We start from the raw sequence: 20,830 nt of genomic DNA, 5'->3' as shown, positions 1-20,830 counted from the left end.
CGTCTTGAGGGATGTGGAGAAGATGACCGCGCCGCTGGAGAGCGGGCAGGGTACTGCATCACCCGCAAATAGATGCGCTGCTTGGGAATTCTGTCCGGATTCCCGTCGTTGATTCGTTATGGATGTGCGAGGCGAGGGGGCCGCCGCCATCCGATCGACGAGAAGCCCACGAGCAGGTTTCGACCATTTCGCAAGGGAGTGCACGTATGGCAACCCGTGCCGTCGCCCGGCGCCCGGACACCGACAGTGTCGAGACGGCGGGCAGTGTCCGGACCAGCGCAGGCAGCGATGCCACGGAGCGCGACCTCGTCGGGATGTACCTCGACGAGATCGCCAGGACACCGCTGCTCGACGCCGCCAAGGAGGTGGAGCTGTCCCTCGCGATCGAGGCCGGTCTGTACGCGGAGCGCGTCCTCGACGGGGAGGAGGAGCCGTCGGCGGACAGCGCGGCCGCCTCGGCCACCGAGGAGGAGCTGCGCAGGCTCGTCGCGGCCGGTGAGCGGGCGAAGGACATGTTCATCCGCTCCAACCTGCGGCTCGTCGTGGCCGTCGCCCGCCGGTACCCGCGCAGTGGCCTGCCGCTGCTCGACCTCATCCAGGAGGGCAACGCGGGCCTGGTCCGGGCCGTGGAGAAGTTCGACTACACCAAGGGCTTCAAGTTCTCGACCTACGCGACCTGGTGGATCCGGCAGGCCATCACGCGGTCGATAGCCGACCAGTCGCGCACGATCCGGCTGCCCGTCCACCTCGTGGAGGAGCTGGGGCGCATCAGGCGGGTGCAGCGGGAGTTCAACCGTGAGCACGGCCGTGAGCCCGAGCCGTCGGAGGTCGCGGCGGAGCTGGGGTCCACGCCCGAGCGCGTGCAGGACGTGCTCGACTGGGCGCGCGATCCGGTGAGCCTCAACATGTCGGTCGACGACGAGGGCGAGACCCAGTTCGGCGACCTGCTGGAGGACACGTCGGCGGCGTCGCCTGAGCAGTCCGTCATGGTGATGATGCGGCGCGAGGGTCTTGAGGACCTGATCGGCCGCCTGGACCAGCGCACCGCCGCCATCATCAGGGCGCGCTACGGCATCGAGGACGGCCGTGAGCGCACGCTCACCGAGGTCGGCAAGCAGCACGGCCTGACCCGTGAGCGGATCCGGCAGATCGAGAAGCACGCCCTGCTGGAGCTGAAGCGGATGGCCAGCGACTCCGGGTTCGACGCCGCGGCCTGACCGGCCCGTCACCCGTCCCGGCCCCGGCGCCCGATGGCGCCGGGGCCGTTCCGTGTCCGGTGTGAGGGAGGCCACATTCCGGCCGGGAAATAACCGGGGAGCGTTTATCCGTTTGCGAGAGAGTCCGACGCAACCGGAGAATCACTCCCCGGTTGACCGATCCGGCGCCATGGGGCGCCCGACCCGCGGGAGCGGCCATGAGCACGACGCACGACACCGGGACGTCCGCGCCCGGCACGCGTCTGCGCGCGGACGCCCTCCGCAACCGGGACCGCATCCTCGCCGCGGCACGGGACTCCTTCGCCCGGCACGGCCTGGACGCGCGCCTCGACGAGATCGCCCGCCGCGCCGGTGTCGGCAACGCCACGCTGTACCGGCACTTCCCCGACCGGGAAGCCCTGGTGGTGGCCGTCGTGCTCTTCGTGAACCGGCGGATCACCGAGGACGCCGAGCGCGCCCTCGCGGCGGACGGCGACCCCTTCGACGCCCTGCGCGGGCTGGTCCTCAACTCCGCGAAGGAGCGGGTGGGGGGTCTGTGCCCGATCCTCAGCGGCATCGTCGGCTCCGGCGATCCACGGGTCGTCGCGAGCGTGCGGCACATGCACGCCGTGACACAGGAGCTCGTGGACCGCGCACACGCCTCCGGGCAGCTTCGCCTCGACGTCGACTCCGGCGACCTGCTGATCGCCGTGAGCCGGCTCACGGCCCCCGTCCTCGGCACCACCGGGGACAGCGAGGCCCTCGTCCAGCGCCACCTCCAGATTTTCATCGACGGGCTGCGCACACCGGCCCGCAGCGTCCTGTCCGGCGAGGGCCGGACGATGGCCAGCCTCAAGGAAGAGCTCTGCCGCGCCGACCACCTGAACTGACCCGCTGACCGCACGCGGAGGGGGCCGCGTCCATCACCCGGAGTCACCGGCTCACCGGCGAGCCGCCCCTTCGACCCCAGGTCGCCCCCGCCACGCGCACCCGCACCCCCGGTTTTCCCTGATTTCCCCTGGTTCCTCCCGGAAGCAGGTCGTAACGCAACGTGAGGTTATAGCCCTATGCCACCGGAAACGACCGTGAGCCCGGCTCACGGCGCTCTCGACCCCAAGCGCTGGAAGGCCCTGTTCTTCATCGCCCTGGCGCAACTGATGGTCGTGCTCGACGGCACGATCGTGAACATCGCGCTCCCCTCGGCCCAGGAGGACCTCGGCATATCCGACGCCAACCGGCAGTGGGTGATCACCGCTTACGCGCTCGCGTTCGGTGGCCTGCTGCTCTTCGGCGGCCGGGTCTCCGACCTGTGGGGGCGCCGCCGTGCCTTCGTCATCGGCCTCATCGGCTTCGCCCTGGCCTCCGCGCTGGGCGGCGCCGCGCAGAACGAGGCGATGATGTACGGCTCCCGTGCCCTCCAGGGCATCTTCGGCGCCCTCCTGGCCCCCGCGGCCCTGTCGCTGCTGACCGTCCTGTTCACCGACGCCAAGGAGCGCGCCAAGGCGTTCGGCGTCTTCGGCGCCATCGCGGGCGCCGGTGCCGCCGTGGGTCTCCTCCTCGGCGGTGCCCTGACGGACTACATGGACTGGCGCTGGACGTTCTTCGTGAACATCCCGTTCGCCGCTGTCGCGGCGGCCGGCGCCATCGCCCTCATCCGTGAGCCGGAGAGCGCCCGCAACCGCTCCCGCCTCGACATCCCCGGCGTCGTCCTGGCCTCCACCGGCCTGGTCGCGCTGGTGTACGGCTTCACCCGCGCCGAGCTCGAGGGCTGGGGCGATTCCCTGACCGTCGGGAGCTTCGTCGCCTCGGGCGTGCTGCTCGCGCTCTTCGTCCTCGTCGAGTCGCGGGTCCGCTCGCCGCTGCTGCCGCTGCGCGTCATCGCCGACCGCAACCGGGGCGGCGCCTACCTGGCGCTCGGCCTGGCGATCGTCGGCATGTTCGGTCTGTTCCTCTTCCTGACCTACTACCTGCAGGTCGTGAAGGAGTACTCGCCGGTGCAGACCGGCGTGGCGTTCCTGCCGATGGTGGCGGGCATGATCATCGGGTCCACGCAGATCGGCGCGCGCCTCGTGATGCGCGTCCCCCCGCGTGCCCTGATGGTGCCCGGTCTGCTGACGGCGTCCCTCGGCATGCTGGTCCTGACCCGGATGGAGGTGGACAGCTCCTACGTCTCGGTCGTGCTGCCCGCCGAGATCCTCCTCGGCCTCGGCATGGGTACGTCCTTCATGCCGGCCATGAGCCTGGCCACCGCGAACGTCCGCCCCACGGACTCCGGCATCGCCTCGGCCATGGTCAACGTCTCCCAGCAGGTCGGCGGCGCCATCGGTACGGCCGCGCTGAACACCGTGGCGGCCAGCGCCACCACCGCCTACGCGACGTCGCACCTCTCGTCGATCCCCGACCCGTGGGAGCTGCAGGCCGCGTCCATGGTGCACGGCTACGTCTCGGCGATCTGGTGGGCGTTCGGCATCCTGCTGACGGCCGCCGCCGTGGCCGCCGTGCTGATCAACAGCCGCGGGCAGGGCGCCGGCCGGGCGGCCTCCTCCGAGGGCGGCACGGCCGACGACGAGCAGCAGGTCCCGGTGCTCGTGCACTGAGGCCCCGACGCTCCACGGCCCTCCTCCACGGCCCCCGCGGCACCTGCCGCGGGGGCCGTCCGCGTGGCCCGCCCCGCCCGCCGTCCACCGGCACGTCCACCGAACGTTTATCCGATGTCAATGGCGCCCGACCAGGCTTGCCCGCATGTCGCACGATCACGCGGGCGGGTCCGGCGACGGCACGGGTCCCGCCGATGTTCTCAGCCACCGGCAGTTGCTCGAACACGGCGAGCGCGCGGCGGACGCCCTCGCCCGCCTCGGGGTCGGCGCGGGCGACGCCGTCGCCGTGCAGCTTCCCATGTGCCTGGAGTCGGTCGCCCTCACGGTGGGCATCGTCCAGCTCGGCGCCCGCCGCCTCTCCCTGCCCATCGCCGGACCGCCCACGGTGAACGCCACCCGCCTCGGCTCCTCGGGCGCCCGCGTCGCGGTGGTGGCCGACGCCTGCCGCGTCGACGGGACCGTGCACGGTCTGAAACACGGACTGGACCGGCTGCTCGTCACCTGCCCCGACGTCCACACCGTCATCGTCGTGCCGCACTGCGCGCGGCCCGTGCCGTGGTCCCCCGGACGGGACATGTGGTGGCACGAGGCGCTCGGCCCGGACCCCGCGACGGCCCCGCCGTATCCTGGCGGTATGACCACCCCGGACCACAGCGGCCCCGCCCGCCCCGAGCAGACGGCCGGTCTCGTCTTCGACGACCCGCTGGAGCGCCGGTCGGCGGACGACCTCGACGAAGGCTGGGGAGAGCGGATCCCGGACGACTCCGGGCAGGGGGACCTCGTCCGCTTCCTCCGCGAGAAGCCGCCGCACCACATCTGAGGCCCGCGCGCCCGCGCCTCGCGGCACCGGCGGCCGGGTCCCGTCAGGCCCGGTCCCCGCCGGCCGGCTTGTCCAGCGGCGCCCCGTCCTCGGCCGCCCGGCGCTGGGCGCCGACAGAGGCGGCGCCACCCGCGCGCTGCGCGATCAGCTCGTCGCGGATCTGGGCGAGGATCTGCAGCTCCGTCTCGACCACGGGGTCCACCGGCTCCTTGGCACGCCGCCGCGCGAGGAACCTGGTCATGGGCAGGATCATCAGGAAGTAGACGACCGCCGCCGTGATCAGGAAGGTGAGCGAGGCGCTGATGACCGAGCCCCACTTGATCGCGATCCCGTTCACGACCTCGCCGGCACTGTTCGGCGCGCAGTCGCCCCGCAGGCACAGGGTGTAGTGGTCCAGGTCGCGGGTGCCGAAGGCGCCGACCAGCGGGTTGATGACGCCCTCCACCACCGCGTTCACGATGCCGGTGAACGCCGCGCCGACCACCACGGCGACGGCCAGCTCGACGACGTTCCCCCGCATCAGGAAGTCCCGGAACCCACTCATCACCGTCCTGGTGCCGGCCATCAGACCCTGTTTCCCGTCGCTCACCGCCGCGCCTTTCTCCCGCTCCGTTGGTGCCGCGCCGGACACGCTGCACCAGCACGCGGACGCCTGTCCAATCGAGCACGGGCCACGCCCTCACCACCGGGTCACCGCCAGTTCGGCGACGGCCGCGGCGCCCGCCAGCTCGGCCGCCGTCCGGCGGGGGACGTTCAGCACGAGGAGCGCGCCGCCCGCGCCGTCCACGGGTCCGGCGCCGTCGGCACGGGGCACCTCGGCAACGGTCGCCCGGCGCGCGACGACCTCGGCCGCCCGTACCTCCTGACCAGCGGTCGCAGGGAAGGCCGCCAGGACGTCCACCCGGTCGCCCGGCTCGATCAGCGCGGCCGCGGCGGCGTCCGCGATCCGCACCGGAGCCCGCACGACGGCGTCGGCGCTGCCCGCGCTCTCCGCGGCCACCGGTGCGGGGGCGACGGCGGGGCGGGCGGCGGCCGGTTCGGACCGCACATCAGTGCCGGGGAGTAGGACGCCGCCGGGGAGAGCGACGGCCAGGACGGCCCCGGCGGCCGTCAGGGACAGGGCGACGGCCCTGCGTCTGCCGCGCAGCGCGCGCCACGGGCGCCATCCGCCGCCGCGGGGCCGCACGGGCGGGAACGCGGGGACCGCGGGCCGCGCTGCCGGCGCGGGCGAGCCGGCCATGGAGGAGGACGAGGGGAAGGTGCCCGCCGACGCGACGGCGGAACGACGTGGGATACGCATGCGGGCCAGCCTGCACGGCACGCCGGATCCCCGCTCGGGCCTGTGGACAACTCACGGCCTGTGGAAAACTCCGCCACCCGCAAGGGTGAACCGAGCCGTGCGACGCGGCCGTCAGGGCAGGTCGATGCCCGACGTCTGGCCCATCAGCGCACCCGCGCACAGGCAATCGCGCTCACCGGTCTCCGGGAGGCGCCCCACGACGTCGAACAGCACGTCACGGAGACGCCCGATGTTCTGTGCGAAGACCTCGAGGACCTCCGCGTGGGACACGCCCTCGCCGACCTCGGCGCCCGCGTCCAGGTCGGTGACGAGCGCCAGCGACGTGTAGCACAGCTCCAGCTCGCGGGCGAGGACCGCCTCCGGGTGCCCGGTCATGCCGACGACCGACCAGCCCTGGGCCGCGTGCCACACGGACTCGGCACGCGTCGAGAAGCGCGGCCCCTCGATCACGCACATCGTGCCGCCGTCCACGGCCGCCCAGCCGCGCTCGCGCGCCGTCGCCAGCGCCACGGAACGGCCGACCGGGCAGTACGGGTCGGCGAAGGTCAGGTGCAGGACGTCGGGCCGCTGCCCGTCAGCGCGCGGCTCGCCGTCGTAGAACGTCTGGACGCGGCTCTTCGTGCGGTCCACGAGCTGGTCGGGGACGAGCAGGGTGCCCGGGCCGTACTCGGCGCGCAGGCCGCCGACCGCGCACGGTCCGAGGACCTGGCGCACGCCGAGGGAGCGGAGCGCCCAGAGGTTGGCCCGGTAGTTGATCCGCGCGGGCGGCAGGTGGTGGCCCCGGCCGTGCCGGGGCAGGAACGCCACCCGGCGCCCGGCCAGCTCGCCGACGAACAGCGAGTCGCTGGGGGCGCCGTAGGGCGTGTCGACGGAGATCTCCGTCACATCGTCGAGGAACGAGTAGAACCCGGACCCGCCGATGACCCCGATGTCCGCGCGGGACTCGCTCATGCGGCGGAGGCCGCGGCGCCCGACGTGGACGAGGAGGTGCTCGCCGACGAGGACGAGGAGGAGGCGGACGCCGTGCTCCCCGAGGCCGCGGAGGACGAACCGCCGTCCGCCTTCTTCTCCGGCTTCGACGAGGACGCCGGGCTGCTGGACGACGTGGCGTTACGGCTGTCGTTGCGGTAGAAGCCGGAGCCCTTGAAGACGATGCCGACGGCCGAGAACACCTTCTTCAGCCGCCCCTGGCACGAGGGGCACACCGTCAGGGCGTCGTCGGTGAACTTCTGCACCACTTCGAGACCCTCGTTGCACGCGGTGCACTGATACTGATACGTCGGCACTTCATCCTCCTGGCACTCGTCCTCATGGAGTGCTAACCACGCTCCATCGTGCAACATTCCGGCCCTCCGCGTCCACTGCCGCCCCCGGCGTCACTCACGGCCCGGCGGCGGGGCCGGGCTGTCCGGCTCCCCCAGCCAGCCCGCCAGCTTGCCGCCGCGCCCGACGGCGACGAGCCGCCGCTCCACCGCGTCGCGCACGGTGTCCGTGGTGACGACGAGGAGTTCGTCCCCGCGCCGCAGCACCGTCGAGCGGTCGGGCACGAAGCTGTGCCCGTCGCGCACCACGAGCGTGACGGCCGCCTCCGGGGGCAGCCGCAGCTCGGTCACCTCCACCCCGTGCATCCGCGAGCCGCGGGGGATCGACACGGAGAGCAGGTGCCCCCGCAGCCGCTCCAGCGGGGCCGACTCGATGCCGACGTCCACGGTCTCCCCGCCCTCCCCGAGCCGCAGCCGCCGGGCGAACCCGGGCAGCGTGGGTCCCTGGAGCAGTGTGAAGACGACGACCAGGACGAAGACGACGCTGAAGATCCGGTCGCTGTCGGGCACACCGGCGACCATCGGGATGGTGGCCAGCACGATGGGCACGGCGCCGCGCAGCCCGGCCCAGGACAGGAGCGCCTGTTCCCGCCACGGCAGCCTGAACGGCAGCGAGCACAGCACGACGGACAGGGGCCTCGCCACCACGGTGAGGACCCCGCCGACGATCAGCGCGGGGCCGAGGTCGTCCAGCAGCGTCGCCGGGTCGACGAGCAGCCCGAGGAGCACGAACAGGCCGATCTGCGCCAGCCAGGCCACCGCGTCGGCGAACCCCCGGGTGGCCGGCCGGTGCGGCAGCCCCGCGTTGCCGAGGACGACGGCCGCCACGTACACGGCGAGGAAGCCGCTGCCGTGCACCAGGGCCGCGCCCGCGTACGACAGCACGGCGAGGGCGAGCACGGCGATCGGGTAGAGCCCGGACGCGGGCAGGGCGACGGCGCGCAGCAGGTACGCCCCGGCGCGGCCGACCAGCAGCCCGACGGCGAGGCCGATGACCAGTTCGAGCAGCATCTCGGCGGGGAGGGCGTACCAGGCGTGGCCGGCGCCGTGGTCACCGAGCTGGGAGAACCCGACGACGAGGATGACGACCGGGGCGTCGTTGCACCCGGACTCGGCCTCCAGGACGCCGGACAGGCGGCGCGGCAGGGGGACGCGCCGCAGCACGGAGAAGACGGCCGCGGCGTCCGTGGAGGAGACGACCGCGCCCATGACGAGCGCCGACTGCCATCCGAGGCCCACGAGGAAGTGGGCGGCCAGCGCGGTGACGCCGACGCTGATCCCGACGCCGGCCGTGGCGAGGACGGCGGCCACGGGCAGGGCCGGGCGCACGTCGCCCCAGCGGGTGCCGAGGCCGCCCTCGGCGAGGATCACGACGAGCGCGGCGTAACCGAGCACCTGGGTGAGGGCGACGTCGCTGAACTCGATCCCGAGGCCGTCCGAGCCCAGAGCCATGCCGATCGCCAGGTAGAGCAGCAGGGAGGGCAGCCCGCTCCTGGAGGTGAGCCGCACGGCGGCGACCGCGACGAGCAGGACGAGGGCCGAGGCGAGCAGCAGCTCGTTGAGGCGGTCGACAGTCAGGGGCGCGTCCTCTCCTCGAACGACGAGGTCTCCGTCACCACGGGACGCCCGAAGGTGGGGCAATAAGCAACGTATGCCCTGAATTTACCATCATATGATCGTGGCAGGACGGGCGGCTGACTCCCCGTAGGCTCACCTCAGTGGCCGTATGTCTATGGTTGCTTCCCAACGCTCTGCTGCCCTGCGAAGGACAGAAATGCCCGCCAAGAAGCCCAGGCGACGCGGTCGTCTGATCCTGATCGCGTTCGTCGTCCTGCTCATCGCAGGTCTCGGGTACGGCACGTACTGGACGGTCAGCACCGTACGGGCCTCCTACCCCCAGGTCTCCGGAGAACTCCCCCTCGACGGCCTGACCGCCCCGGTCACCGTCGAGCGCGACGCGAACGGCATCCCCCAGCTCTACGCGAGCACGTCGGAGGACCTGTTCCGCGCGCAGGGCTACGTCCAGGCGCAGGACCGGTTCTACGAGATGGACGTCAGGCGGCACATGACCGCGGGGCGGCTGTCGGAGATGTTCGGCGAGGACCAGCTGGAGACCGACGCGTTCCTGCGGACCCTCGGCTGGCACGACATCGCGCAGCAGGAGTGGGACGAGCAGCTCTCCGACGACACGAAGGCGTACCTCCAGGCGTACTCCGACGGGGTCAACGCCTACCTCTCGACCCACAGCGGCGACGAGCTGTCGGTCGAGTACGCGGCCCTCGGCTTCCTCAACGACTACGAGCCCGCCGAGTGGACCCCCGTGGACTCGATCGCCTGGCTGAAGGCCATGGCCTGGGACCTCCGCGGCAACATGCAGGACGAGATCGACCGCGCCCTCATGACCGAGCGCCTCGACGAGGAGCAGATCGAGGACCTCTACCCGGACTACCCGTACGACGAGCACACCCCGATCGTCACCGAGCCGGGCGACAGCACGGAGACCTACTCGTCCTCCGAGCAGGACGGCGCGGGCACCGGCACCTACTCGGGCGGCACGGGTGACACCGGCTACGGCGATGCCGACGACGCCTTCCAGGACGTGTCGACCCAGATGGGCGCGCTGTCGCAGACGCTGAGCGAACTGCCCGGCCTCCTCGGCGCCGAGGGCAGCGGCATCGGTTCCAACTCCTGGGTGATCTCGGGCGACTACACCACGACCGGCGCCCCGCTGCTGGCGAACGACCCGCACCTCGCGCCGTCGCTGCCCGGCATCTGGTACCAGATGGGCCTGCACTGCACCGAGCTGAGCGACGCCTGCCCGTTCGACGTGTCCGGGTTCACGTTCTCCGGCATGCCCGGTGTGGTCATCGGCCACAACCAGGACATCGCCTGGGGCCTGACGAACCTCGGCGCCGACGTCACCGACCTGCGCCTGGAGAAGCTGAGCGACGGGAACTACCTGCGCGACGGCGAGGAGATCCCCTACACCACCCGCACGGAGACGCTGAAGGTGGCGGGCGGCGAGTCCCGCGAGATCACCGTCAGGTCCACCGAGAACGGCCCCATCGTCTCCGACCGCCTCGACGAGCTGGCCGGCGTCGGCGAGACCGCCCCGGTCGACTCCGCCGCGCCCGACCGCGGCGAGGGCTACGCCGTCTCCCTCTCGTGGACCGCGCTCACCCCCTCCAAGACCATGGACGCCGTGTTCGCGCTGGACCGGGCCGCCGACTTCGAGGAGTTCCGCGCCGCCGCCCGCGACTTCGCCGTCCCGTCCCAGAACCTCATCTACGCCGACACCGAGGGCAACATCGGCTACCAGGCCCCCGGCGCCATCCCGGTGCGCGGCAAGGGTGACGGCCGCTACCCGTCGCCGGGCTGGGACTCCTCCTACGACTGGGCGGACGAGTTCGTCGACCCCGAGGACCTCCCCTGGGAGGAGAACCCCGAGCGCGGCTACATCGTCACCGCCAACCAGGCCGTCATCGACCCCGCCGACGACGTGAACGGCGTCTTCCTCACCGAGGACTGGAGCTACGGCACCCGCAGCGACCGCATCGCCGACCTGATCGAGGAGAAGATCGCCGACGGCGGCAAGGTCTCCCCGACCGACATGCAGGAGATCCAGCTCGACAACAGCAACAGCATGGCCGCGGAGCTGGTCCCCTACCTCCTCGACATCGAGATCACGGACCCCTACGTCCGCGAGGCGCAGGACCTGCTGCGCGACTGGGACTACAGCCAGGACGCCGACTCCCCCGGCGCCGCCTACTACAACGCCGTCTGGCGCAACCTACTGCGCCTCGCGTTCGGCGAGAAGCTGCCGAAGGAGCTGCGCGTCGAGGACGAGTGCCTGCGCGTGCCGCCCGCGGACGAGTCGCAGCCCATCGACGACCTGACCGGGCAGGGTCCGCAGCTCGTCGTCGAGTGCGGTGAACGGTCGCCGGAGACGGCGCAGCCGGACGGCGGCGACCGGTGGTTCCAGGTGGTGAGCGGCCTGCTCGAGGACCCGGACAACGAATGGTGGACCGCCGCCGAGGACGCCGACCAGCCCGCCGCGACGAACCGCGACGAGGTCCTGGCGCGTGCCCTGCGCGACGCCCGCTGGGAGCTGACCGCCGAACTGGGCAAGGACATCGACACCTGGAGCTGGGGCCGCCTGCACCGCCTGATGCTCAACAACCAGACCCTCGGCACGGAGGGTCCCGGGCCGGTCCAGTGGCTGCTGAACCGCGGCCCGTGGAACCTCTCCGGCGGCACCGACGCCGTGGACGCCAGCGGCTGGAACGCGGCCGGCGGCTACGACATCACCTGGGTGCCGTCCATGCGGATGATCGTGAACCTGGACGACTTCGACGAGTCGCTGTGGATCAACCTCACGGGCGCCTCCGGCCATGCCTACCACGCCAACTACACCGACCAGACGGAGCTGTGGGCGCGCGGCGAGTACCTGCCGTGGGCGTTCAGCCAGGACGCGGTGCGGGAGCGCTCCGAGAACACCCTGACGTTCACCCCGGGCGGGAGCGGAGGCGGCGGCGGGGAGGAGTGACGGCCCCACCGCCACCGGGCGCGGGGCGGCTCAGCGCTCCGCGCCCCCGAAGCGGCGCACCTCCTCGGGGGTGACGGCCGCGTGCACGAGCCGGTCGTGCGGCTCGCGCGGGAGATCGTCGACGAGTTCGTGGCCGTAGACGAGGGCGACGAGCGCCGGCCGCCGGTCCGCGCCGGCGACACGGGCGAGCGCGCGGTCGTAACTCCCGCCGCCGCGCCCCATCCGCACCCCCCGCCGGTCGACGGCGAGGCCGGGCAGCAGGACGACGTCCGCCGTCGTCACGGCGTCGGGTCCGAGACGTTCACCACCCGGTTGGAGCAACCGGATCCGGCCCGCGTGCTCGGCCTCGGCGAGCCGCTCGCGGCCCTCGTACTCCGCCCAGTCGAGGTCGTCGTCGGGCAGCAGGACGGGCAGCAGGACACGGACGCCCCTCTCCCGCAGCGCGTCGAGCAGCCCGAGGGTCCCCGGCTCGCTCCCCACCGACACGTACGCGGCCACCGTGGCCGCCCCGGCGACCTCGGGCAGCCCGAGCACACGGCCGGCCAGGTCGCGGGCGGCGTGGGCCAGCTCGTCGCCGGCCATCGCGGCGCGGACCGCCAGCAGGTCCCGCCTGATCTCCCGTTTACGGACCGCCGCGCCGTCGTCCCGGACCTCCGCGCCGCCCCGGCGCTCCCCGTCATCCACGAACCCCACCCGCTCCCTCCACAGGCATCACACGTCACACGCAATCAGATCAGGCCCAAACCGGCTCATAACATGACGCTCATCCGCAAAGTACTCGGTCCTCGCACACTAGATGGATAAAGTGACCGGCATGACGTCACCACGCCCCCGGATCAGCAAGGCTGTCATTCCCGCCGCCGGGCTCGGCACACGGTTCCTTCCCGCAACAAAGGCCACACCCAAGGAAATGCTGCCGGTCGTCGACCAGCCGGCGATCCAGTACGTGGTCGAGGAGGCCACGGCGGCCGGGCTGACGGACGTGCTCATGATCACCGGGCGCAACAAGCGACCGCTCGAGGACCACTTCGACCGCAACTACGAACTGGAGGACGCCCTCCGCCGCAAGGGCGACGACGAACGCCTCTCCCGCGTCCAGGCGTCCACCACCCTCGCCACCATGCACTACGTGCGCCAGGGCGACCCCAAGGGCCTCGGGCACGCCATCCAGTGCGCCGCCCCGCACGTCGGCGACCAGCCGTTCGCCGTCCTCCTCGGTGACGACCTCATCGACCCGCGCGACCCGCTCCTCACCCTCATGCTCGACTGCCAGGCCGAGCACGGCGGCAGCGTCATCGCCCTCATGGAGGTCGACCCGGCGTCGATCCACCTGTACGGCTGCGCCGTCGTCGAACCCGTCTCCGACCGCGTGATGCGCGTGACCGGGCTCGTCGAGAAGCCCGACCCGGCCGACGCCCCCAGCAACCTCGCCGTCATCGGCCGCTACGTCCTGCACCCCGGCGTCTTCGAGGTCCTCGCCAAGACCCCGCCCGGGCGCGGCGGCGAACTCCAGCTCACCGACGCCCTCCAGACCATGACCGGCGACTCCGCCCTCGGCGGCCCCGTCCACGGCGTCGTCTTCAAGGGCCGCCGCTACGACACCGGCGACCGCTCCGACTACCTGCGGGCCATCGTCCGGCTCGCGTGCGAGCGGCCCGACCTCGGCCCCGGCTTCCGTTCCTGGCTGAAGACCTACGTCGCCGAGGAGATGCCCGGCCTTGACTGACCTGTGGACCGTCGAGGAGCACCTCGCCGACATCCTGGGAACCGTACGCCCCCTGGACCCGATCGAGCTGCCCCTCCTCGACGCCGACGGCTGCGTGCTCACCGACGACGTGCTCGTGCCCGCGCCGCTGCCCCCGTTCGACAACAGCTCGATGGACGGGTACGCGGTGCGCACGGCCGACGTCGAGGGCGCCGGCGACGAGTTCCCCGCCGTCCTGACCGTCATAGGCGACATCGCCGCCGGGCGCGGCGATCCGCCGGCCGTCGGCCCGGGGCAGGCGGCCCGCATCATGACCGGGGCACCGCTGCCGCCCGGCGCGCAGACGGTCGTCCCCGTCGAGTGGACCGACGGCGGCCTCGGCGGCGGCCGCGCCGACGCCATGACGCCGGCGGCGACCGGCGAGGTGCGCGTGTACCGCCCCGCCCCGGCCGGCCGGCACATCAGACGGCGCGGCAGCGACGCGGCGGCCGGCACGGTCGCGCTCGCGGCCGGCACCGTCCTCGGCCCCCCGCAGCTCGGCCTGCTGGCCGCCACGGGACACGCCACCGTCACCGTACGGCCGCGCCCGCGCGTCGTCGTCCTGTCCACCGGCAGCGAGCTGGTCGCCCCGGGCACGCCGCTGCCCCCGGGCGCATCCACGACTCGAACAGCTACCTCCTCACCGCCGCCGCGCGCGACGCCGGCGCCGTCGCCCACCGGGCACGCGCCGTCGCCGACGACCCGCTGTCGCTGCGCGCCGCCCTGGAGGACCAACTGGCGCGCGCCGACGCCGTCGTCACGAGCGGCGGCGTCAGCGTCGGGGCGTACGACGTCGTGAAGGAGGCGCTGACCGGCGCGGTCGGCTTCCGGCGGCTCGCCATGCAGCCGGGCAAACCGCAGGGCTTCGGGCTGCTCGGCCCGGACCGCACGCCGCTGTTCGCCCTCCCCGGGAACCCGGTGAGCGCCTACGTATCGTTCGAGCTGTTCGTCCGTCCGGCGCTGCGCGCGATGGCCGGGTACCCGGCCGGCACACTGCACCGGTCCCGTACGACGGCCCGGCTCGTCGCGGACGGGCCGCTGGCGTCGCCGCCCGGGCGCCGGCAGTTCCTGCGCGCCTCGCTCACTCCGGCCGCGCCCGGCGAGCGGCTCGGGACCGTCCGCCCGGTGGGGGGTCCGTCGTCGCACCTCATCGCCTCCCTCGCACGGGCCGACGCGCTCGTCGAGATCCCCGAGGACGTGACGGACGTGGCTCCCGGGGCGGAGCTGACGGTGCTGTCACTGGTCTGAGCGAGGGGTACGGTTACTGCTCATGAGCACCCCTCATCTCACCCACCTCGACAGCGCGGGGGCCGCGCGGATGGTGGACGTGACCGGCAAGGACGTCACGGACCGCGCGGCCCGTGCCACCGGCCGGGTGCTGGTGTCGCCCGATGTGGTCGCGCTGCTGCGCGGCGAGGGCGTGCCGAAGGGCGACGCGCTGGCGACCGCGCGGATCGCCGGGATCATGGGGGCGAAGCGCACCCCCGACCTCGTACCCCTGTGCCACCCGCTGCCGGTCTCAGGCGTCACGGTCGACCTCGCGGTGGCGGACGACGCGGTGGAGATCACCGCCACCGTCCGCACGTCGGGGCGGACGGGCGTCGAGATGGAGGCGCTGACGGCGGTGAGTGTCGCGGCCCTGACCGTCGTGGACATGGTGAAGGCGGTCGACAAGGCGGCCGTCATCTCGGACATCCGGGTCGAGGAGAAGACCGGCGGCAAGTCAGGGCCGTGGAGCCGGGGCGCATGACCGCCGGGTACCGCGCGCTCGCCGTCACCGCGTCGAACCGCGCCTCGGCCGGCGTCTACGCGGACACCGGCGGTCCGCTGATCACCGAGGCCCTCGCGGGGCTCGGCTTCGCGGTCGACGGGCCGCGCGTCGTCCCGGACGGCGAGCCGGTCGCCGAGGCCCTGCGCGCCGCCGTCGCCGACGGCTACGACATCGTCCTCACCACCGGCGGCACCGGCATCTCCCCCACCGACCGCACGCCCGAGATGACGCGGGCCGTCATCGACCGCGAGGTGCCCGGCATCGCGGAGGCCATCCGCGCGGCCGGCGTCGCCAAGGTCCCGACGGCGGCGCTGTCCCGGGGCGTCGCGGGCGTGGCGGGGCGCACCCTCATCGTGAACCTGCCCGGCTCCACGGGCGGCGTCCGCGACGGCCTCGCGGTGCTGGCGCCCCTGCTGCGGCACGCCGTCGACCAGCTCCGCGGCGGCGACCACCGGCCGCAGCCGTGAACGCGTACTACTGGCCCGTCGAGCTGGCCGAGGGGCCGGTCGGCCTCCGCCCGATCCGGCAGCGCGACCGGCACGCCTGGCGCGAGGTGAACCAGCGCAACCGCGACTGGCTCCGCCCCTGGGAGGCGACGATCCCGCCCCCGCCGCCGGGGCATCTCCAGCCCCGCAGGCCGACGTTCCGGCAGATGGTGCGGCACCTGCGGGCGGAGGCGCAGGCGGGCCGGATGATGCCGTTCGTCGTGACGTATGAGGGGCGGCTCGTCGGGCAGTTGACGGTCGCCGGGATCACGTGGGGGTCCATGTGCTCCGGGAACATCGGGTATTGGGTGGACCGTGAGGTCGCCGGGCGCGGCGTGATGCCGACCGCCGTGGCACTGGCGACGGACCACTGTTTCCGCGCCCTCGGGCTGCACCGCGTGGAAATCTGCATTCGCCCGGAGAACGGGCCGAGCCGCCGCGTCGTGGAGAAACTCGGATTCCGCCCCGAGGGCGTACGGCCGCGCTATCTGCACATCGACGGAGCGTGGCGCGACCACCTGGTCTTCGCCCTGACGGCCGAGGACGTGCCGGACGGATTGCTCGCGTCCTGGCGGGAGAGCCGTGGCGCCTCCCAGAAATAAAACGCGTGTTCGAATCAAGAGGAACACGGCACCGACACCCTTGATAACAATCCGATGGAACAACCGAGATGACGGCCTGATCGTGCGACACACCGTCCCATTTGGCAGATGGACCGGACGCAACCCCTCTACGGTGTGTCCGTGAGCAGCAGTGGCCTCATCTTCGCAGTGATCGTCGGGGCCTGGGCCGCGTACCTGGTGCCGATGTGGCTCCGCCGGCAGGACGAGCTGAACGAAGCCCGGCCGACGGAACGCTTCAGCACCGCCATCCGGCTGCTGACGCGCAGACGCGCGCCGGCGACCGGGGCGACCGCCACGGCCGGCACCGACGACGTACCGGGCGACGGCCCGGACACCGCCGTGCCCCCGGCCGGCCCGTCCGCCGACCTGCGGTCGTTCGCCGAGCCCGTGGCGGAGGCCCCGGAGCCCGCCGCGTCGGCTCCGGCGGCGGCGCGCGCCACCGTCCTCGCGCGCCGCCGGCGTACGACGATGGTGCTGTTCGTCGCGTTCACGCTGGGCGGGATCTTCGCGCTCTCGACGGGCGGCGGTCACCTGTGGGTACCGGCCGTCCCGGCCGTGCTGCTGGCCGCGTACGTCGTGCACGTCCGCAGGCAGGAGCGCCGCCGGTACGCCGTCGCCGTGGACCGCCGCAGGGCCGAGGAGGCCGCGCGGCGGCTGCGGCAGCGGACGCAGGCGAGCGCGGCGGCCCGGCCGGAGAAGCCGTCGAAGGCCGTGGTGGAGCAGATGGACCACGCGGAGTGGGTGGACCAGCAGCGCCAGACGGCCCCGGAGCAGGGCGACGACCCGGAGACGTGGGACCCGGCGCCCGTACCGCTCCCGACGTACGTGAACGCCCCGGTCGCGCCGCGCACGGCACGCGGGGTGGATCTCGACGGCCCCGGCACCTGGAGCGCGGCCCGCTCGACGACGGCCGGGACACCGGCCCCCCAGCCGCAGCAGCCACTGCCCCCCGGCCCGCAGCGGACCCCCCTGTTCGACCAGTACGCGGACGACGACGTCCGCAGGGCGGCCGGCGAATAGCCGATTTCGGCCCCGCCCCACCGGAGTGCTACAGTTTCAGCGCAGCAAGGGCCTGTAGCGCAGCCTGGTAGCGCATCTCGTTCGCAACGAGGGGGTCAGGGGTTCAAATCCCCTCAGGTCCACAGCTGAAGGGCCGTTCCCAGTACCAGGTGGAACGGACAGACGGAAGCCCCTGCCGATCTCGATCGGCGGGGGCTTCCGCGTGTCCGGGGGCCACTATGTCGCCGGAAGCCGGTAGGCGAGCAGGTACGCGTCGGCGGCCATGATCGTGTCGCAGATCTCGACCGCGCGTCGTTCGGTGTCGAACGCGGTCCTGATCAGGTGGATCACGGGTACCCCGGAGGCCAGCCGGAGCGTCTTCGCCTCCCCCGGGGTGGGCATGCGGGCGCGGATCTCTTCATCGACGTGGTCCAGGTGGTGGCCGAGTTCTTCCAGCCTGGCGTAGATGCCGCCGGGGCCGGGGTTGGGTTCGGCGATGGGGGTGTTCCGGGCGATGTCGAGGGGGAGGTAGGAGGTGGCGAACTCGACGGGCCGGCCGTCCAGCAGGTACCGGCGTCGCCGGACGAGCACCCGGCGAGGCCCGCCGAGCCGGGCGGCGACGTCCTGTGTGGGCCGCTCTTCCTTCACCTCCAGGCTGTCCACCTCCGGGCGGCTCCCCGCTGCTTCGGCCTCCACGGTGAAGGCGGACTTCCCCTGCTCCCGGTGCCGGGCGAACCTGTCCGACGCCAGCCGTCGTACGGGAGGCCGGGGCCGGACGAAGACGCCCCTGCCATGCTCGGAGTGCACCAGACCCTCTCCTTGGAGCACGCTGAGAGCGCTGCGGACGGTCATCCGGGAGACGCCGTAGTGCTCGACCAACTCGGACTCGGACGGCAGCTTGGCCCCCTCTTTGAAGCGCCCCTTGCTGATCGCCTCGCGAATCTGATCCGCGATCTGGCGGAAGACCGCGCGGTCGCTGGTGGAGCCCAGCGCACCTAAGCCCGGTTACTCCCTTAGACATCTGGCTACGGTGGGAAACCCCGACACCCGTGAGAGGCGAGGACAGTGAGCACCGAACGCCCCCACTCCGTGAGCGTCGCCGGAGTCATCATCGACGACCAGGGCCGTGCGCTGCTCATCCAGCGCTGGGACAACGGGCACTGGGAGCCGCCAGGCGGAGTCCTCGAACCGGGCGAGACGATCCCCGACGCACTCGCGCGGGAAGTCCTCGAAGAGACCGGCATCAAGATCGCACAGCCGGCCACACTGACCGGCGTCTACAAGAACATGAACGCGCTGATCATCGCCTTGGTCTTCCGCTGCGAGGCGATGGACGGAACTCCGACGACCGGCAGTGAGACCAGGGCCCTGCGGTGGGTCACCCGCAAGGAAGTCGCCGACCTGGCCGACGAGGCGTACGCCGTCCGCGTCCTGGACGCCATGAACGCCACCACCCCACCGGCCGTCCGCGCCCACGACGGCGTCCGACTCGTCTAGCACCGCCATCCTGTGCATAGCCACCCACTGACAGAAAGCAACTTGTAAGCACGAGTGCGGGCAGTCGACCATCCCGAAGCCCCGAAGTACGCAACCGCACCCGCCCGCTTCGTCCGCCAGATCCTCGACCGCACCCCTGGGCAGACGACGCTGCACTGACCGCCACCGAGCTGGCCACGAACGCCATCACGCACACCGACAGCGGCAAGACGACCTTCCGCCTGACCGTCACCCGCACCCCGGACACCCTGACGATCGCGGTCACCGACACCGGAGGCACCGCCACCGAGCCACGCATCACCCACCCCGACGCCGTTCCGCTGAACCAGCGTACGGCCCCTGACCATGCTCGCTCCCGGTCGGACAGGACACCGGCCGAAGCCGCTCCACCGACCGTGATGCCGCCCTGCGCACCTTGAATTCCAAGGCTTAGCGCCTCGACTGTCGACAGGTAACGCGCTTTCTAAGGATGAAGTGGGCGACAGCCTTCGAAGTTGCGAGTTCGAGGTGTACTGGGGCAGAATCGCGGCACGCTGCGCGAGGACCGCGCGGCGGCGAACAAGCTGAAGCCACCCGCGGACTCTTGACCGGAGGGCGGGTGGCCGAGGCTCCTACTGAGAGGTGCCGAGAGCATTATGTCTCAGCGCGCACAAGATCATCAGGTCGCACTCCCGCCGTTAGTGACCGGCATCGTGTACACAACTGCCTTGACGGCAGGCGTTGTCCTGATAAGCAGCGGGCAAGCATCCCCGTCCGAAGCGTCCGGCTACGTAGCGCCTCTCCTCGTGCTGTACGAGCGACTTCTGTCGCGGCGCTAGCCCAGGCCGGATTCGGTACAGCAGCGAAGTACCGCAACCGCAGCGACCATGCATGACGCTCACCGACCCGCCCGTGGTTCGCAGCGAAGGGTCAGGGGTTCAGATCCTGCCAGGTCCGCAGCTGATGGGCTGTTTCAGGTGTCAGGTCGAATCGATTGATATACGGAGGCCCCTGCCGATCGGAGTCGGTGGGGGACTTTCGTGGTGCCCTCGGGAGTGGAGGGCGTGTCAGGAAGGCCCTGTTGTGGGCTTGTCGGGGGTGTGGCCCAGGCGGTGGGAGAGGCGTGATGCTGCTTCGCGTGCGGTGGGCACCATGGCGACCAGTTCTTCGTGGCCTGCGCGGACAGCGGGGACGGAGACGGTCAGGGCCGCCACGACCGCCTCCTTGTGGTCGCGTACGGGGACGGCGAGTGCGACCACGCCCTTCACCCGCTCCTCCAGCGAGATGGCGTAGCCGTCGTGGCGCACCCGGTCGAGGGCCGATGCCACTTCGTCGGCCTCGCCGGGGTCGGAACGACGCAGGTCGGCGAGTACGTCCTGTGCGATGCTGCCCGGCGCGTACGCCAGCAGGACCTTGCCGGGTGAGCCGAGGTGCGGCGGCAGCGCTGCGCCGAGGTCGGTGTACGTACGGCGGAGGGGCTGCAGCGATTCGACCTGAGCGATCGTGCGGCGGCTGGGGAGCGCGTCGAGGATGTGCAGGCCCACGGTCTCGCCCGTACGGTCGCGCAGCCAGCTCATGATCGGGGGTGCCTGCACGTCGAGCGAGAGCTGATCGCGGGCCGCGTCGGCCAGGCCGAGGAGCCGTGGGCCGAGCGAGTAGGTGGTGGAGTTGGGCACCTGGGCGAGCATGCCGTGCGCCGCCAGGGCGCTGACCAGCCGGTGCGTGGTCCCCCGGGCCAGATCGGTGTGCCGGGCCAGCTCGCTGATGCCGAGCACGGGACGGGCGCGGGAGAAGGCCGTGAGTATCGCGATCGCCCGATCGATCGACTGAACGCCGGATGGCCGGCCGGCCGACTCCGCAGCGTTCTCTTCCGGTGCCGTCACGTGGCCAGTTTAAGGGCCGGATTCTTTCGGGTGTCACCACCCTTGTCCGGGGGATCGACACGCCATAA

General features: G+C 72.2%; 19 protein-coding genes, 1 tRNA gene and 2 pseudogenes. 14 read left to right on the top strand and 8 right to left on the bottom strand.

The annotated features are described in order from the left end of the window. Nucleotides 1-206: 206 nt before the first annotated feature. The 5 genes and pseudogenes from EMA09_RS18060 (at nucleotide 207) to EMA09_RS28660 (ending at nucleotide 4,613) form a co-directional block, all read left to right on the top strand. Entirely contained in the window at nucleotides 207-1,217 is a 1,011-nt protein-coding gene (locus EMA09_RS18060; protein ID WP_129842052.1) for a sigma-70 family RNA polymerase sigma factor, read from the top strand. Between the two features lie 197 nt (nucleotides 1,218-1,414). Further along, nucleotides 1,415-2,086, top strand: a complete 672-nt coding sequence (locus EMA09_RS18055) for a TetR/AcrR family transcriptional regulator (RefSeq protein ID WP_129842051.1) — start codon at nucleotides 1,415-1,417, stop codon at nucleotides 2,084-2,086. Between the two features lie 195 nt (nucleotides 2,087-2,281). Then, the gene (locus tag EMA09_RS18050) at nucleotides 2,282-3,793 is read left to right on the top strand and encodes an MFS transporter (protein WP_240796455.1); all 1,512 of its coding nucleotides are present in this window, start codon (nucleotides 2,282-2,284) and stop codon (nucleotides 3,791-3,793) included. 145 nt (nucleotides 3,794-3,938) lie between these two features. After that, nucleotides 3,939-4,361 (top strand): annotated as a pseudogene (locus EMA09_RS29025) (AMP-binding protein); the annotation flags it as partial. A gap of 66 nt (nucleotides 4,362-4,427) precedes the next feature. Continuing rightward, nucleotides 4,428-4,613 (top strand): hypothetical protein, encoded by a 186-nt coding sequence (locus tag EMA09_RS28660; RefSeq protein ID WP_240796687.1) that lies wholly within the window; start codon nucleotides 4,428-4,430, stop codon nucleotides 4,611-4,613. 43 nt (nucleotides 4,614-4,656) lie between these two features. On the opposite strand, the gene mscL is transcribed toward EMA09_RS28660, so the two are convergent. The 5 genes from mscL to EMA09_RS18020 form a co-directional block, all read right to left on the bottom strand. Further along, nucleotides 4,657-5,178 (bottom strand): large conductance mechanosensitive channel protein MscL, encoded by a 522-nt coding sequence (gene mscL / locus EMA09_RS18040; protein WP_129844111.1) that lies wholly within the window; start codon nucleotides 5,176-5,178, stop codon nucleotides 4,657-4,659. 114 nt (nucleotides 5,179-5,292) lie between these two features. After that, entirely contained in the window at nucleotides 5,293-5,913 is a 621-nt protein-coding gene (locus EMA09_RS18035; protein WP_240796454.1) for a hypothetical protein, read from the bottom strand. A 111-nt stretch (nucleotides 5,914-6,024) separates the two neighbouring features. Next, nucleotides 6,025-6,864: an S-methyl-5'-thioadenosine phosphorylase gene (locus EMA09_RS18030; RefSeq protein ID WP_129842049.1), complete on the bottom strand. Its 840-nt coding sequence runs from the start codon at nucleotides 6,862-6,864 to the stop codon at nucleotides 6,025-6,027. After that, nucleotides 6,861-7,199 carry an FmdB family zinc ribbon protein gene (locus EMA09_RS18025; RefSeq protein ID WP_129842048.1) on the bottom strand — a complete coding sequence of 113 codons (339 nt, stop codon included), beginning with the start codon at nucleotides 7,197-7,199 and terminating at the stop codon, nucleotides 6,861-6,863. The genes EMA09_RS18030 and EMA09_RS18025 overlap by 4 nt, the downstream gene beginning before the upstream one ends. Nucleotides 7,200-7,289: 90 nt before the next feature. Then, entirely contained in the window at nucleotides 7,290-8,876 is a 1,587-nt protein-coding gene (locus tag EMA09_RS18020) for a potassium/proton antiporter (RefSeq protein ID WP_206305961.1), read from the bottom strand. A gap of 133 nt (nucleotides 8,877-9,009) precedes the next feature. On the opposite strand from EMA09_RS18020, the gene EMA09_RS18015 reads away from it, so the two are divergent. Then, the gene (locus EMA09_RS18015; protein ID WP_129842046.1) at nucleotides 9,010-11,781 is read left to right on the top strand and encodes a penicillin acylase family protein; all 2,772 of its coding nucleotides are present in this window, start codon (nucleotides 9,010-9,012) and stop codon (nucleotides 11,779-11,781) included. Nucleotides 11,782-11,811: 30 nt separating this feature from the next. On the opposite strand, the gene EMA09_RS18010 is transcribed toward EMA09_RS18015, so the two are convergent. Continuing rightward, nucleotides 11,812-12,363, bottom strand: a complete 552-nt coding sequence (locus EMA09_RS18010; RefSeq protein ID WP_240796686.1) for a 5-formyltetrahydrofolate cyclo-ligase — start codon at nucleotides 12,361-12,363, stop codon at nucleotides 11,812-11,814. Nucleotides 12,364-12,595: 232 nt separating this feature from the next. Between EMA09_RS18010 and galU the strand changes: the two genes are divergently transcribed. The 7 genes and pseudogenes from galU to EMA09_RS17975 all read left to right on the top strand — a co-directional run bounded on the left by galU (nucleotide 12,596) and on the right by EMA09_RS17975 (nucleotide 17,546). Continuing rightward, nucleotides 12,596-13,507 (top strand): UTP--glucose-1-phosphate uridylyltransferase GalU, encoded by a 912-nt coding sequence (gene galU, locus EMA09_RS18005; RefSeq protein ID WP_129842045.1) that lies wholly within the window; start codon nucleotides 12,596-12,598, stop codon nucleotides 13,505-13,507. Beyond that, nucleotides 13,500-14,773 (top strand): annotated as a pseudogene (gene glp / locus EMA09_RS18000) (gephyrin-like molybdotransferase Glp). The gene galU and the pseudogene glp overlap by 8 nt, the downstream one beginning before the upstream one ends. A gap of 22 nt (nucleotides 14,774-14,795) precedes the next feature. After that, entirely contained in the window at nucleotides 14,796-15,275 is a 480-nt protein-coding gene (gene moaC / locus EMA09_RS17995) for a cyclic pyranopterin monophosphate synthase MoaC (protein ID WP_129842044.1), read from the top strand. Further along, nucleotides 15,272-15,763, top strand: coding sequence for a MogA/MoaB family molybdenum cofactor biosynthesis protein (locus tag EMA09_RS17990; RefSeq protein WP_129842043.1), 492 nt, complete (start codon nucleotides 15,272-15,274; stop codon nucleotides 15,761-15,763). Before moaC ends, EMA09_RS17990 begins: the two co-directional genes overlap by 4 nt. After that, nucleotides 15,760-16,383, top strand: coding sequence for a GNAT family protein (locus EMA09_RS17985; RefSeq protein ID WP_129842042.1), 624 nt, complete (start codon nucleotides 15,760-15,762; stop codon nucleotides 16,381-16,383). Before EMA09_RS17990 ends, EMA09_RS17985 begins: the two co-directional genes overlap by 4 nt. Before the next feature lie 141 nt (nucleotides 16,384-16,524). Beyond that, the gene (locus EMA09_RS17980; RefSeq protein ID WP_168220755.1) at nucleotides 16,525-17,424 is read left to right on the top strand and encodes a hypothetical protein; all 900 of its coding nucleotides are present in this window, start codon (nucleotides 16,525-16,527) and stop codon (nucleotides 17,422-17,424) included. Nucleotides 17,425-17,472: 48 nt separating this feature from the next. Continuing rightward, nucleotides 17,473-17,546, top strand: a tRNA-Ala gene (locus EMA09_RS17975). A 94-nt stretch (nucleotides 17,547-17,640) separates the two neighbouring features. Here the strand turns inward: EMA09_RS17975 and EMA09_RS17970 are convergent. Next, nucleotides 17,641-18,393, bottom strand: a complete 753-nt coding sequence (locus EMA09_RS17970) for a GntR family transcriptional regulator (RefSeq protein ID WP_129842040.1) — start codon at nucleotides 18,391-18,393, stop codon at nucleotides 17,641-17,643. Nucleotides 18,394-18,492: 99 nt separating this feature from the next. On the opposite strand from EMA09_RS17970, the gene EMA09_RS17965 reads away from it, so the two are divergent. Then, on the top strand, nucleotides 18,493-18,900 hold the full coding sequence (locus EMA09_RS17965) for an NUDIX hydrolase (protein ID WP_129844108.1): 408 nt from the start codon (nucleotides 18,493-18,495) through the stop codon (nucleotides 18,898-18,900). Between the two features lie 1,046 nt (nucleotides 18,901-19,946). Here the strand turns inward: EMA09_RS17965 and EMA09_RS17955 are convergent. Then, the gene (locus EMA09_RS17955; protein WP_129842038.1) at nucleotides 19,947-20,762 is read right to left on the bottom strand and encodes an IclR family transcriptional regulator; all 816 of its coding nucleotides are present in this window, start codon (nucleotides 20,760-20,762) and stop codon (nucleotides 19,947-19,949) included. Between the last annotated feature and the right edge of the window lie 68 nt (nucleotides 20,763-20,830).

Source organism: Streptomyces sp. RFCAC02, from assembly GCF_004193175.1.
Taxonomy (GTDB): domain Bacteria; phylum Actinomycetota; class Actinomycetes; order Streptomycetales; family Streptomycetaceae; genus Streptomyces.
This window is presented reverse-complemented; position numbering and strand designations above follow the sequence as displayed.